Genomic DNA, 12,907 nt, shown 5'->3' with positions numbered 1-12,907 from the left:
AATTGCAAATGTGTTGTTAATTTATCCATATCTCTCGCGGATAGAATATTATATACTGATGCTATTGGTGCAAATAATATTTTATCGGAACTGCGAATGCCGATTGGATGGAGCAAGAGCAGTGGAAACGAGGAGAGAGATCATGTTTTTGCATGGAACGAGTAAAATAAATGATAAAGGCCATCTCGAAATCGGCGGCAACGATGTAACCGACCTGGCTCAAAAATTCGGCACGCCGCTGTACATTGTGGATGAAGCGCTTGTACGCCAGCGTGCGCGTGAATATGTCCAAGCGTTCAAGGCATCCGGCCTGAACTTCCAGGTCGCTTATGCAAGCAAAGCGTTCAGCGTTATGGCGATGTGCGCCATCGCTGAGCAAGAAGGGCTTTCCTTGGATGTCGTATCCGACGGCGAGCTGTACACCGCGCTGCAAGCAGGATTCCCTGTCGAGCGCATCCATTTCCATGGCAACAACAAAACGCCGGACGAAATCAATATGGCTCTTGATGCAGGCATCGGCTGCTTTGTTGTAGACAACTTTGTGGAGCTGCAGCTGCTGAACGCGCTGGCAGGCGACAAAGGCAAAAAAGTAAACATTCTGCTCCGCGTAACGCCTGGCGTGGAAGCCCATACACATGACTATATTTCGACCGGCCAGCAGGATTCGAAGTTTGGCTTCGATATCGGCAATGGAGCGGCTAGACAAGCAATCGAAACGGCTATGGGCCTGAGCAACCTTGTTATTTTGGGTGTACATTCCCATATCGGCTCGCAAATTTTCGAAGTGGAAGGCTTCCGTATGGCTGTCGACAAAGTGGCCGCATTTGCGGTATCGGTTCGCTCGGAGCTGGGTCTCACGTTCAAAGTGATCAACCTGGGCGGCGGCTTCGGCATCCGTTATGTGGAAGGCGACAAGCCGCTTCCGATCGCAGAATATGTTCAAGCCATTACGGGCGCGATTATTACGAATTTCAACGCTGCGGAATATCCGCTGCCTGAAATTTGGGTTGAACCGGGCCGCAGCATGGTTGGCGATGCAGGTACAACGCTGTATACAATTGGTACAAGCAAAGACATTCCGGGCGTGCGCAAATATGTTGCCGTTGACGGCGGCATGACTGATAACCCGCGCCCTGCGCTTTACCAGTCGAAATACGAAGCGGTGCTCGCTAACCGCGCCAACGAACCGAAAGAAGAGACGGTATCCATTGCCGGCAAATGCTGCGAAAGCGGCGATATGCTGATCTGGGATCTGGACCTGCCGAAAGCAAATTCGGGCGATCTGCTTGCCGTATTCTGCACTGGCGCTTACAACTATGCGATGGCGAGCAACTATAACCGCATCCGCCGTCCGGCTGTTGTATTTGTACAAAACGGCGAAGCCGATCTCGTCGTAAACCGCGAATCGCTGGACAACATTATTTGCAACGATGTGATCCCGGCTCGCCTGAGCAAATCCGGAGTTGCGAAGTAAGGGTGTTTTTTGGTAACGTATAGGTTAATCGGACAAGAAAGTCAGCCAGGCTGTCTCATGCGAAAGCCGTGGCTGGCTTTTCTGCTGTAAATTTGGCAAAAGAAAGGTAGATGCGATTATGGCAAAACAAGCAAAAATTACGCTCGCAGACGGCGGGGAAGTTGTTCTGGACCTGTTTGACGCTGATGCGCCTAACACGGTAGCAAACTTCGAGAAGCTGGCAAACAGCGGTTTCTATAACGGACTTACGTTCCATCGCGTTATTCCCGGCTTTGTAGCGCAAGGCGGCTGCCCTCACGGCACTGGCACCGGCGGCCCTGGCTACACGATCAACTGCGAGATCAACCCGAACAAACATGAGCGCGGTACGCTTGCAATGGCCCATGCGGGACGCAACACAGGCGGCAGCCAGTTCTATATCTGCTACCAGCCGCAGCCGCACCTGGACGGCCAGCACACGGTATTTGGCAAAGTGGCAAAAGGCATGGAGCATGTCGATACGTTCAAAAACGGCACCAAAATGGAAAAGGTAGAGGTTGTCGAAGTTTAATCCTTCCATCCCTAGCTGAACGAACTGAAAACCGCTCAAACCGATGGGGATTCCTTGGTTTGAGCGGTTTTTTGTGATGAAGCGGCCTGTCTGTTCATGTCGAAATCAATCGGTTTTCCTTTTATTGTGGAAACCCTTACAAAAATAGTGCCGCGAGAAAGCCTTGCATTTTTATTTTTTCAGTGGTAACATTTCATCAATGTTAATGTGTTTATACCGGATGCAGTTAATTATGCACATTAATTATTCCAAATGAATAATCAGCTTACCTTCGGGGTCGGGTGAAAGTCCCAACCGGCGGTGATCGGATAAAGCTGCGGGATTGGAACACCAAATCGCAGCATTATTCGTCAGTCCGTGACCCGTTCCGAGCTGCAGCGAAGAGCAGATTGATGCATTTGACTGAAGCGGAACGGTGGACCTGGTGCAAATCCGGGACCGACAGTATAGTCTGGATGGGAGAAGGGGAAGCTTTTCGGTTAGCATCATGTCCGCTGTTGTTGTGAAGGAATTCACACAAACGTAGCAGCCGGCTTATTTGAAGATGTTTACGCACAGAGGCTCAATAAACGGGCGGCAGCTTATAGCGCTGCGCGTTGTTTAGCCGGCTCCGCATGGCCTGTTTTTTTGATGGTTGTGAAACTGTCAATTGCCTTGTGCGGAAGTGCGCCGGGACGCTTTTCATTTTTCATCTATTTCCCCCGTTGGCCAAGCGATTGCCTACGGGGGTTATTTGCGTTGATAGATATTTTAAACGATGAATATTATATGCAGCTTGCTCTTGAGCTGGCGCGCAAAGCGCAAGGGCAAACCGGCATCAACCCGGTTGTCGGCTGCGTCGTTGTCAAAGACGGCCGGATCATCGGCGTAGGCACCCACTTGAAGCGCGGGACCGGCCATGCTGAAGTGCATGCGCTGAAGATGGCCGGCGATGAAGCGGAGGGCGCAACGGTATATGTAACGCTTGAGCCTTGCAGCCATCACGGCAAAACGCCGCCATGCTGCGAGAGAATTATCGAGGCGAAGGCGTCTCGGGTCGTTGTCGCGACAGAGGATCCTAATCCGCAGGTCGCCGGAAGAGGCATTAAACGGCTGCGCGAAGCGGGTATCGACGTTACGGTCGGCCTGCTGGGCGATAAGTCGAATGCGATGAATGAGAAATTTAACAAATACATTACGACAAGACTCCCGTTCGTTACGCTCAAGACGGCCAGCACGCTGGATGGCAAAATCGCTTCCCGGACAGGGGACAGCCGCTGGGTCACCGGAGCTGCCGCCCGCGAACAGGTGCACACGCTCCGCCATCAGCATGAAGCGATTATGGTTGGCATTGAAACGGTGCTTGCTGACGATCCGCAGCTGACGACCCGCGCCGCTGTCGATGCTATCGATCCGGTACGGATAATTGTGGATTCGAAGCTGCGTTTGCCGCTTGCGGCAAGAGTTGTAACCGACCGTTCTGCCCGTACGCTGGTGCTTGCGACAGAAGGCGCGGACGAGTCTAAGCGAACGGATTTAGAGCAGGCCGGCGTGGAGGTTATCGCTTGCGGGGCTGGCCCGCATGTCGATTTAAAGCTGGCGATGCTTAAGCTTGGCGAGCTGGAGATCGGCTCGATATTGCTCGAAGGCGGCGGCCGTCTCAACGGGGCCATGCTGGCAGCTGGCCTGATCGATAAAGTGATTTTGTACTATGCGGCCAAAATTATCGGCGGCTCCGATGCTCCCGGCACTTTTACGTTTGACGGCTTTGCGAAAATGGCTGATGCGATTCAGCTCACAGACGTTCATGTGGAGCTGGCGGGAGCCGATATTTGCGTGACCGGTTATCCTCAATATGGGGAACAATAGGCAAAAGAGGAGGTGCGGGCGTCTTGTTTACCGGACTCATTGAGGAAATTGGCCGTTTGAAAAAAGTGTTCAGGCAAGGAGAAGCGATGGTTCTCACTATCACAGCGTCCAAAGTGCTTGAAGGCATTGCACTCGGCGACAGCATCGCGGTGAACGGCGTATGTCTGACCGTTATCGCTTATGACCAGACATCTTTTGCAGCTGATGTGATGCCCGAGACGTTCAGGCGTTCCAATCTGCAGCAGCTGCGCCCGGGGCAGCCGTTAAATCTCGAACGCGCCATGCAGGCGAACGGCCGGTTTGGCGGCCATATCGTCCAAGGGCATTGCGACGGCATGGCCGAAATTTTAAACCGGCAGTCGGAAGCGAATGCGGTTGTGTTTACATTACGCGCATCGGAACCGGAATCGCTCCGGTACATTATTCCGAAAGGCTCGATTACGATTGACGGCGTCAGCTTAACGGTAGTGGATACAAGCATGGATACATTCCAAGTTTCGATTATCCCTCATACGCTGGCGGAGACGGCTTTGCAGCATAAATCGCAAGGGGATATCGTCAACATCGAATGTGATGTTATTGGCAAGTATGTCGACCATCTCCTTCATTACAGAGAGCCGGCCCATTCCAAACCGGCCGGGGCTAAGCGGTTGACGGCGGATTTTTTGGCGGATAACGGATTTTTATAATAAAGCAGCACAATCGGATGAGGAGGGGATTTAAATGGCTTTTAACACGATTGAGGAAGCCATTGCCGATTTGAAGGCAGGCAAGCCCATTATTGTGGTCGACGACGAAGACCGCGAGAATGAAGGGGACTTGATCGCCCTGGCGGAGCATGCGACCCCTGAAGTCATTAACTTCATGATTACGGAAGCGCGTGGTCTTGTATGCGTGCCGATTACGCAGGAACGAGCAGCGCAGCTTGACTTGCCGCCGATGGTAAACCGGAATACGGATTACCACGGAACGGCGTTTACGATCTCGGTTGACCATGCGACAACGACAACCGGCATATCCGCGTTTGAGCGTTCCCAGACGGTTCAGGCGTTTATCCAGGATCAGACGCGCGCATCGGATTTCCGCCGGCCGGGGCATATTTTTCCGCTTATTGCAAAAGACGGCGGCGTACTGCGGCGCGCAGGACATACGGAAGCGGCGGTTGATCTGGCGCGGATGGCCGGCTCGGCGCCGGCAGGCGTTATTTGTGAAATTATAAAAGAAGACGGCACGATGGCCCGGTTGCCGGACCTGATCGAATTCAAGCAAAAACATAATCTGGTGCTCATCACTATTCAAGAGCTGATTCAATACCGCAATGCCAGCGAGAAACTGGTGCAGCGCGCCGTTGATGTCAACTTGCCGACCGATTTCGGCGATTTCCGGGCGGTAGCTTATACGAACGAGATTGACGGCAAGGAACATGTGGCGCTTGTCAAAGGCGAATGGCAGCAGGATGAGCCGGTGCTGGTCCGTGTCCACTCCGAATGCTTGACCGGCGATGTATTCCACTCCCACCGCTGCGACTGCGGTCCGCAGCTTGCCGCGGCGTTAAGCCAGATTGCGGAAGCGGGCCAAGGCGTCCTGCTTTATATGCGGCAGGAAGGAAGAGGCATCGGCCTCATCAATAAGCTGAAAGCTTACGAGCTGCAGGAGCAGGGCCTGGATACGGTGGATGCTAACCTGAAGCTCGGGTTTCCGGCGGATTTGCGTGAATATGGCATCGGGGCGCAAATTTTAAAAGATTTGGGCATTACGAAGATGCGTCTCTTAACAAACAATCCGCGCAAAATAAAAGGGCTGGAAGGCTACGGCCTTGAAGTAACAGAGCGCGTGCCGATTCAAATGAAAAGCAATAAAGATAATGACCGTTATTTGCGGACGAAGCAGGCCAAACTTGGCCATATGCTCCGTTTTGACCAATAAAAACTGATTTATACTTAGGAGGATTATTTGTATGCCGCATGTATATGAAGGACATTTAGTATCGTCAGGTTTAAAATATGGTGTTGTCGTTGGCCGTTTCAACGAATTTATTTCGACGAAACTGCTGAATGGCGCGCTGGACGGCTTCAAACGCCATGGCGCAGAAGATTCCGATGTGGAAGTGGCTTGGGTTCCAGGCGCTTTCGAAATTCCGTTCATCGCGCAAAAAATGGCCGAAAGCGGCAAGTATGACGCGGTCATTACGCTGGGGGCTGTTATCCGGGGGTCAACGCCTCACTTTGACTATGTGTGCAACGAAGTCGCGAAAGGCGTTGCGGCGATTTCGCTGAAATCCGGCGTGCCGACTATTTTCGGCGTACTGACGGTTGATTCTATCGAGCAAGCAATTGAACGCGCCGGCACAAAAGCAGGCAACAAAGGATATGAAGCTGCCGTTTCCGCTATTGAGATGGCTAACCTTACGAGACAGCTGCAAGCCTAACGGCAGGTTGCCAGGCGATTGACCGGACGGTCCGTTACAGCTCCATTCATCGCAGAGCCCCCAACCCAATCCGGGTCTGGGGCTTTACCATGTGCACTTGTATCGGGTAATATTATGGAATAGAGTTGTTGAGACAGGCAGGAGGAATAAGGGTGACGGTGCTTTACAAGCTGGATACTTTTGAAGGGCCGCTTGATTTATTGCTCCATTTAATTGATAAATCGGAAATCGATATACAGGATATTTCTATAAGTGAAATTACCGATCAATACATGGAATATTTGGACGCCATGAAAGAGCTGGAGCTTGATGTGACAAGCGAATTTCTCGTGATGGCGGCCACTTTGCTTGCTATCAAAAGCAAGCAGCTGCTGCCGAAGCCGCCGGTATTCGAAGATGAATTTATTGACGAATGGATGGATGAGGATAACGGGCTTGATCCAAGGGACGAGCTGATCCAGAAGCTGATCGAATACCGCAAATATAAGCAAATCGCGGCCCAGCTGAAAGAAAAGGAAATGAACAGAAGCCTTGTGTATATGCGAGAGCCGGATGATTTGACGCCTTATATGAAAGAAGTGCCGGTTAATCCGGTGGAAGGCATTCATCTCAGCGACTTGATAGCAGCCTTTCAGAAAGCATTACGCAGAGCAGCGCGAAGAAGTATCGTAGCCACCGTCCAGCGGGATGAAATATCGGTCAAAGACCGCATCCGCGACATTGTGGAAGTATTGAAGCAATACGAAACCGTTCGTTTTTCGCGTTTAATTCGTGAAAATATGAACAAGCATGAGATCGTCGTAACATTCCTGGCGATTCTGGAACTGATGAAAATGAAGCATATTAGATGCTTTCAGCATACCTTGTTCGAAGATATTGTCATTCATTGGAGAGGAGAAATGGCGGAAAGTGGATTACTCGAAGCTGAAATCGATTATTGAAGGCTTATTGTTTATGGCAGGGGACGAAGGCTTAACGAAGCGGCAGCTCGCCGATATTCTGGAGCTGGATTCCGAGCTGATAACCGATTTGGCTTACGATTTGCACCGCGATTTGGAAAGGGAAGGCCGCGGCATCCAGCTGGCGGAGGTGGCAGGCGCTTACCGGCTGACAACCCATCCGGAGCATGCGCCGTATTTTGAGAAAATGGCTTATTCGCCAACTCGTTCGCATCTGTCTCAAGCCGCGCTTGAGACATTGTCGATCGTGGCGTACAGACAGCCGATAACCCGTATCGATATCGAAGAGATTCGCGGCGTCAAAAGCGACCGTGCGATCGCATCGCTTGTATCCAAGGATCTGATCGAAGAGGTCGGACGGGCGGAAGCAATCGGGCGGCCTATCCTATATGGAACAACAAAAGCGTTCCTCGATTATTTCGGGCTCGCCAGCTTGAAGGCGCTGCCGGATCCGGGACATGTCAGCATTGAAGATGCGCTGGAGGAGCAGACGCAAATGCTGTTCGAGCGGCTTGATGAGCGCCAGCTCACGCTGGATGAATTCGCGCCGATGGCACAGCCTCAGCCAGAAGAAGAGGAATCGGTTTAAACGTATGCATGAGTTTAAGCGGCCAAGCCATACTATAGCCAACCAGCATTAGGAAATGGAGGAGGAAGGAATGATTCCGGCCTCATACGGTTGGGCGATAGGGGAGGCTTCTTTTTTTTGCTCATTTTAATAGTGATGTTGTCGCCGATTGTTATCGAAGGGTATTTAAACCGGCAAGATTTTGCAGACGAATGGATATTTAAGGTCCGGGCGCTGTATGGGATTGTGAATTACCGGAAACGAATTCCGTTTCTTGATTTTAACGGCCGTGTGCTGCAGCTGCAGCAGCAATCGGCTTTTGATATTACAGCGGCCCATATGGACGGAGAAACCGACACCGAGATTGATAAAGACAAAGTCATGACCGCGATTGACCGGATGCAGAGGATCGTCCATTTGTTCCGCAATCTGGAACGCTGGATGCGCAAGGCGCTGGCCAGAGTGAAGCTGGTCGAGTGGAATTGGAAGACGGACGTCGGAACGGGGGACGCGATGTGGACGGCAATGGCGACCGGCGCTGTATGGTCCGTAAAAACAGCGTTACTAGGATTGCTGTCACAGCTGGTCCGGCTGAAGGCGGAGCCGGTCATGGTTGTGCAGCCGATATATACCCAGCAGCCTTGCCTGCGGACGGAATGGACATGCAAAGCAACGCTTTCATTGTGGGACGGCTTTGTCATTACGATGCAGCTGCTTGGCCGCCTCCGCAAAACGAAAACAACGTTTAAAGAAATTCAGCGGCTGCTCAGGCTTTCGCCGACATGATCGGCAAATGATGCCGCCAGGCACAATTTTAACTTTCGGTATCCGGTACATACTCTCTCCCCGCAGTGAGCACAATACTACAAGCGTAAGGATAATCCGATTCGCATAGAGGAGGAATAGCAATGTCCGAGCATCCGATTCAAGGCTTGATGCAGACTGCGATGGAAAATATTAAGGAAATGGTGGATGTTAATACGATAGTGGGTGACCCGGTGCAGACGCCGGACGGCAGTGTAATTATGCCGATCAGCAAAGTTGGATTCGGCTTCGTGGCGGGCGGCAGCGATATCCGGTTCGACGGCAGCGCCAGCCATATGCATGGATCCGATGGCAGCCACGATTCGGCGGCTCCTTTTGGCGGGGGCAGCGGCGGCGGTGTTTCAATTACGCCAATTGCTTTTCTTGTTGTAGGCTCGCAAGGCGTTAAAGTGGTGCCGCTTGATAATCAAACGCATCTGATGGAGCGTGTAATTGACTCGGCGCCGCATGTATTTGATAAAATCCAATCCATGATTCGCCAAAATCACAATCACTCTGATTCGCTGGAGCATGGCTCGGTTGAACATGACCGTTATATTTAAACAATCGCACAGGATATGAACAACAGCCTTATTCCTTCTTCCGCAGAGGGATAAGGCTGTTGTTCTTTTGGCACGGGACGGCACGGAGCGGAGATGTTTTGGAACAAGCGTCTAACCCGGGGAGAATAAGCATAAACTATATAAAGCCGTGATACGAAATGCACACTTGAAAGGGGCAACTTAAGACCAATGTTTGGAAACCGGCTTTTACAGCTTAGTGTAAGCATGATGGTTGCTGCAGCGCTGTGCATGCCGACATGCATCGCAAGCGCGGAACAATCGGCGGGAGAACAACCTCCGAACGTCTACACACATGCCAAAGCTTCCGCTTTAATTGATGTGGCATCGGGCAGGCTGCTGTACAGCAGCAACGGCGATGAAGCGTTAAAAATCGCAAGCCTGACGAAAATTATGACGGCTATTGTAGCGATTGAGCACAGCAAACTGTCCAGCGTTGTCAAAACAAGCAATCGTGCTGCAGGCAAGGAAGGCTCTTCGATTTACTTGAAGCCGGGCGAGCAGATGAAGCTGCTTGACATGTTGTATGGCTTGATGCTGCGTTCGGGCAATGATGCGGCAACGGCAATCGCCGAACACGTCGGCGGCAGCGAAGAAGGTTTCGTTGCGCTTATGAATGAAAAAGCAGCTTATTTGGGGCTTAGCCATACGCATTTTATGAATCCGCACGGGCTGGATGCCGAAGGCCATTATTCGTCTGCCAATGATTTGGCCAAGCTTGCTGCGTATTCGCTGAAAAACCCTGTGTTCGCCAAAATTGTATCAACCAGCGTAAAGACAGCCCCGAATCCCAATGATCCATGGGATTACAAATGGACGAACAAAAATAAAATGCTCCGCCTTTATGAAGGCGCGGACGGCGTTAAGACAGGTTACACGAAGCAGGCTTTGCGCTGTCTTGTCAGCTCGGCGACCCGCGGCGGCCAGCAGCTTGCAGCGGTAACGATTAATGACGGGGATGACTGGAATGACCATATGAAGCTGCTGGACTGGGGATTTGCGAATTATAAGCTGACGCCTCTTGCTGCCAAAGGAGAACCTGTTCCTGGTTATGCCTTGGCTGCCGGACAAGCGTTTCAATATCCGATGACTGACTCGGAAAAATCAAAGGTACAAGCTCGCGTTATAATGCATGACCCGGTTTCGGTCCAAGCGGTATTAGGGGAAAAAGGCCGGCTGGAGTGGTATTTGAACGATTCCAAAATCGGAGCTGTCCCGCTTGTTGATATTGGCAGCAAAAGGCTGAAGCTTCCGGAGAAAAAACCGATGTCTGACGAGGCTTGGTCTGATTATAAAAAAGCTGCCGGAGATAAAGGCGTTTGGTCCGATCTCCGGGATGTTCTTTCGTCCCTGTTTCGATAGGGAAGGAATGGGAGAAACATAAGCAATAAATCGCTTGGGGGAGGCGGTTGTTGATGGTCAATTGGATCTGGTTGTTTTTTATGGTGGCAAGCGTTGCTGCAGCTGTATATAACGGGAAAGTGGAAGACGTGACGAAAGCGGCGTTTCAAGGCGCGGAATCCGGCGTCACGATCAGCTTTGGCCTCATCAGCATCATGGTGTTATGGCTGGGGCTGATGCGCATTGCCGAGGATGCCGGTCTGCTCAAAAAGCTGGCCAAGCTGCTTGGCCCGGCAGTGCGCAAGCTGTTTCCCGATGTACCGGCCGGCCATCCCGCGCTGGGCTATATTATGAGCAATCTGAGCGCCAACCTGTTTGGGCTTGGCAACGCGGCTACGCCAATGGGCATTAAAGCGATGCAGGAGCTGCAGAAGCTGAATCCGGACAAGGAGACGGCTACGCCGGCCATGTGTACGCTGCTGGCCTTAAATACATCGAGCATTACGATTGTGCCTACAACGCTTATTGCGATCCGTATGAAATATGGTTCTGCCAATCCGGCTGAAATCGTAGGCACGACAATACTGGCGACGATTATTGCGACAGGAGCCGCGATAGCGGCCGATAGGTGGTATCGGAAGCGGCAGCCTCCGGCCAATCCGATCTCCGGCGGAGGAAGCGTATTCCGGGCTGCAGCGCCTCGCACGAGCAGCAGCCCGGCGGATTCGCCTTCCGCAGCCGGAAACCTCCATCCGCCTCCGCCGGCTGGCAACGTCCGGATGCAGCCGCCTGCCGCATCAGTCTATGCAAACCGCGCGCAGCCATCTTCGATCTTCGGGCAGGCTTCCGGCAACGCACCCGGCAGTACGCCTCCGGCCGCCGGCACCGGAAATACGACAGACAGAGGTGAGTCTGTTGTATGATTGGTTCATGCAGGTATCCGCTTGGATTATTCCTGCCATTATCGTATTTGTCCCGTTATATGCCGCATTTCGCAAAGTACCCGTATACGAAACGTTTATAGAAGGTGCCAAAGACGGCTTTGGCACCGCCATTAACATCATTCCGCCGCTGGTTGGCATGATGGTGGCCATCAGCATGTTCCGGGCTTCCGGCGCAATGGATTTAATGCTGGGCGCAGTTAAGCCGGTTTTTGATGCGATAGGCGTTCCAACTGAAATTTTGCCGCTGGGCATATTGCGACCGCTCACAGGAGCAGGTTCGTTAGCTTTTACGGCGGATTTGATCCAAAATTACGGACCCGATTCGATGATCGGGCGGATCGCCTCCACCATCCAGGGCAGCACCGATACGACGCTGTATGTGCTGACCGTATATTTTGGAGCCGTTGGCATTAAACGGACCCGTTATGCGTTGAAAGTAGGGCTTTTTTCCGATTTAGTCGGGTTTGTTGCGGCAATTGTCATTTGTATGATTCTATTCGGGTAACGCCGCTTGTGCTTTTGCCTTCATATCGTTATGATGGAGGTTGAGGTGAACCCATTGGAACGATTACAAAAAATATTAGCGCAAGCGGGTGTAGCATCCCGGCGCAAATGCGAAGAAATGATTCAAGCCGGACTGGTTGAAGTTAACGGCGAAAAAGTAACCGAGCTTGGCGCTAAAGCCGATCCTGCTGCCGATGTCATTACGGTAAACGGCAAACGAATCCGCGGCGAGAAGAAGCTCTATTTAATGCTGAATAAACCAAAAGGCGTCATCACAAGCGCAACCGATCCGCAGGGGCGCAAAGTGGTGACTGATTTTTTGCCCGGAATCAAGGAGCGGGTATACCCGGTCGGCCGGCTGGATTACGATACGGAAGGTTTGCTTCTGCTGACCAACGACGGCGAATTTGCCAATTTGCTGACGCACCCTAGCCATCACGTGCCCAAAACGTATTTGGCTACCGTACGGGGCGTTCCGCATGGCACTTCGCTCGAGAAGCTGCAAAAAGGCATCAAGCTGGAGGACGGCATGACTGCTCCGGCAGAGGTCGAATATCACGACATTGATACTGAAAAAAACCAAGCGACAATCAGCATTACTATTTATGAAGGCCGGAACCGCCAGGTGCGCCGGATGTTCGATGCGATCCACCATCCGGTTATCAGGCTGAAGCGGGTTCGCTTCGGCGAACTTCCGCTAAGTCCGCTGCCGCGCGGCAAATATCGTCATCTGAATGAGGAAGAAATTAAAGAGCTTCGCGATATCGCGATGAAGTCACATAATATTCATAAATAGCAAAAATCATCGGCGGCATTTGCCGTCGAATTTTCGTTATAATGGGATTATCAGCCAAGACCAGACATCCTAGACTGCCTACAACAGACAATACCCTCAGGGTGGTGGAA

The 12,907-nt window shown here is 51.9% G+C and carries 13 protein-coding genes, 1 pseudogene and 1 riboswitch; all 14 genes and pseudogenes read left to right on the top strand.

What is annotated here, in order from left to right; genetic code table 11:
- The first annotated feature begins 142 nt into the window (after nt 1-142).
- Entirely contained in the window at nt 143-1,474 is a 1,332-nt protein-coding gene (lysA, locus tag ET464_RS07165) for a diaminopimelate decarboxylase (protein ID WP_129439562.1), read from the top strand.
- Between the two features lie 118 nt (nt 1,475-1,592).
- Complete coding sequence (locus ET464_RS07160) at nt 1,593-2,024, top strand: peptidylprolyl isomerase (RefSeq protein WP_129439560.1); 432 nt, start codon at nt 1,593-1,595, stop codon at nt 2,022-2,024.
- Nucleotides 2,025-2,287: 263 nt separating this feature from the next.
- Nucleotides 2,288-2,495, top strand: a riboswitch (FMN riboswitch).
- 270 nt (nt 2,496-2,765) lie between these two features.
- Entirely contained in the window at nt 2,766-3,872 is a 1,107-nt protein-coding gene (gene ribD, locus ET464_RS07155; RefSeq protein WP_208543932.1) for a bifunctional diaminohydroxyphosphoribosylaminopyrimidine deaminase/5-amino-6-(5-phosphoribosylamino)uracil reductase RibD, read from the top strand.
- Nucleotides 3,873-3,895: 23 nt separating this feature from the next.
- Nucleotides 3,896-4,561, top strand: coding sequence for a riboflavin synthase (locus ET464_RS07150; RefSeq protein ID WP_129439556.1), 666 nt, complete (start codon nt 3,896-3,898; stop codon nt 4,559-4,561).
- A gap of 34 nt (nt 4,562-4,595) precedes the next feature.
- Nucleotides 4,596-5,798: a bifunctional 3,4-dihydroxy-2-butanone-4-phosphate synthase/GTP cyclohydrolase II gene (locus ET464_RS07145; RefSeq protein ID WP_129439554.1), complete on the top strand. Its 1,203-nt coding sequence runs from the start codon at nt 4,596-4,598 to the stop codon at nt 5,796-5,798.
- Between the two features lie 31 nt (nt 5,799-5,829).
- Nucleotides 5,830-6,300: a 6,7-dimethyl-8-ribityllumazine synthase gene (gene ribH, locus ET464_RS07140; protein ID WP_129439552.1), complete on the top strand. Its 471-nt coding sequence runs from the start codon at nt 5,830-5,832 to the stop codon at nt 6,298-6,300.
- 152 nt (nt 6,301-6,452) lie between these two features.
- Nucleotides 6,453-7,241, top strand: a complete 789-nt coding sequence (locus tag ET464_RS07135) for a segregation and condensation protein A (RefSeq protein ID WP_129439550.1) — start codon at nt 6,453-6,455, stop codon at nt 7,239-7,241.
- Entirely contained in the window at nt 7,210-7,848 is a 639-nt protein-coding gene (scpB, locus tag ET464_RS07130) for an SMC-Scp complex subunit ScpB (RefSeq protein WP_129439548.1), read from the top strand. The genes ET464_RS07135 and scpB overlap by 32 nt, the downstream gene beginning before the upstream one ends.
- A 117-nt stretch (nt 7,849-7,965) precedes the next feature.
- Entirely contained in the window at nt 7,966-8,613 is a 648-nt protein-coding gene (locus ET464_RS07125) for a DUF2953 domain-containing protein (protein WP_129439546.1), read from the top strand.
- A gap of 122 nt (nt 8,614-8,735) precedes the next feature.
- The gene (gene ytfJ / locus ET464_RS07120) at nt 8,736-9,194 is read left to right on the top strand and encodes a GerW family sporulation protein (protein ID WP_129439544.1); all 459 of its coding nucleotides are present in this window, start codon (nt 8,736-8,738) and stop codon (nt 9,192-9,194) included.
- Between the two features lie 189 nt (nt 9,195-9,383).
- Nucleotides 9,384-10,574, top strand: coding sequence for a D-alanyl-D-alanine carboxypeptidase family protein (locus tag ET464_RS07115; protein WP_129439542.1), 1,191 nt, complete (start codon nt 9,384-9,386; stop codon nt 10,572-10,574).
- 53 nt (nt 10,575-10,627) lie between these two features.
- Nucleotides 10,628-11,219: pseudogene (locus ET464_RS07110) on the top strand (nucleoside recognition domain-containing protein); the annotation flags it as partial.
- Nucleotides 11,220-11,483: 264 nt separating this feature from the next.
- Nucleotides 11,484-12,002, top strand: coding sequence for a spore maturation protein (locus ET464_RS07105; protein ID WP_208543931.1), 519 nt, complete (start codon nt 11,484-11,486; stop codon nt 12,000-12,002).
- A 54-nt stretch (nt 12,003-12,056) separates the two neighbouring features.
- Nucleotides 12,057-12,797 (top strand): pseudouridine synthase, encoded by a 741-nt coding sequence (locus tag ET464_RS07100; RefSeq protein WP_129439538.1) that lies wholly within the window; start codon nt 12,057-12,059, stop codon nt 12,795-12,797.
- The last annotated feature ends 110 nt before the right edge of the window (nt 12,798-12,907 follow it).

Source organism: Paenibacillus protaetiae (genome assembly GCF_004135365.1).
Taxonomy (GTDB): domain Bacteria; phylum Bacillota; class Bacilli; order Paenibacillales; family Paenibacillaceae; genus Paenibacillus_AP; species Paenibacillus_AP protaetiae.
The sequence above is the reverse complement of the archived record's forward strand: the minus strand, read 5'-3'. Positions and strand labels throughout refer to the sequence as shown.

Bases quoted from the DNA above. Each gene is read 5' to 3' on its own strand.
- ET464_RS07105 (WP_208543931.1), top strand. From the start codon at position 11,484: ATGCAGGTATCCGCTTGGATTATTCCTGCCATTATCGTATTTGTCCCG.
- lysA (WP_129439562.1), top strand. From the start codon at position 143: ATGTTTTTGCATGGAACGAGTAAAATAAATGATAAAGGCCATCTCGAA.
- ET464_RS07160 (WP_129439560.1), top strand. From the start codon at position 1,593: ATGGCAAAACAAGCAAAAATTACGCTCGCAGACGGCGGGGAAGTTGTT.
- ytfJ (WP_129439544.1), top strand. From the start codon at position 8,736: ATGTCCGAGCATCCGATTCAAGGCTTGATGCAGACTGCGATGGAAAAT.
- ET464_RS07115 (WP_129439542.1), top strand. From the start codon at position 9,384: ATGTTTGGAAACCGGCTTTTACAGCTTAGTGTAAGCATGATGGTTGCT.
- ET464_RS07145 (WP_129439554.1), top strand. From the start codon at position 4,596: ATGGCTTTTAACACGATTGAGGAAGCCATTGCCGATTTGAAGGCAGGC.
- ribH (WP_129439552.1), top strand. From the start codon at position 5,830: ATGCCGCATGTATATGAAGGACATTTAGTATCGTCAGGTTTAAAATAT.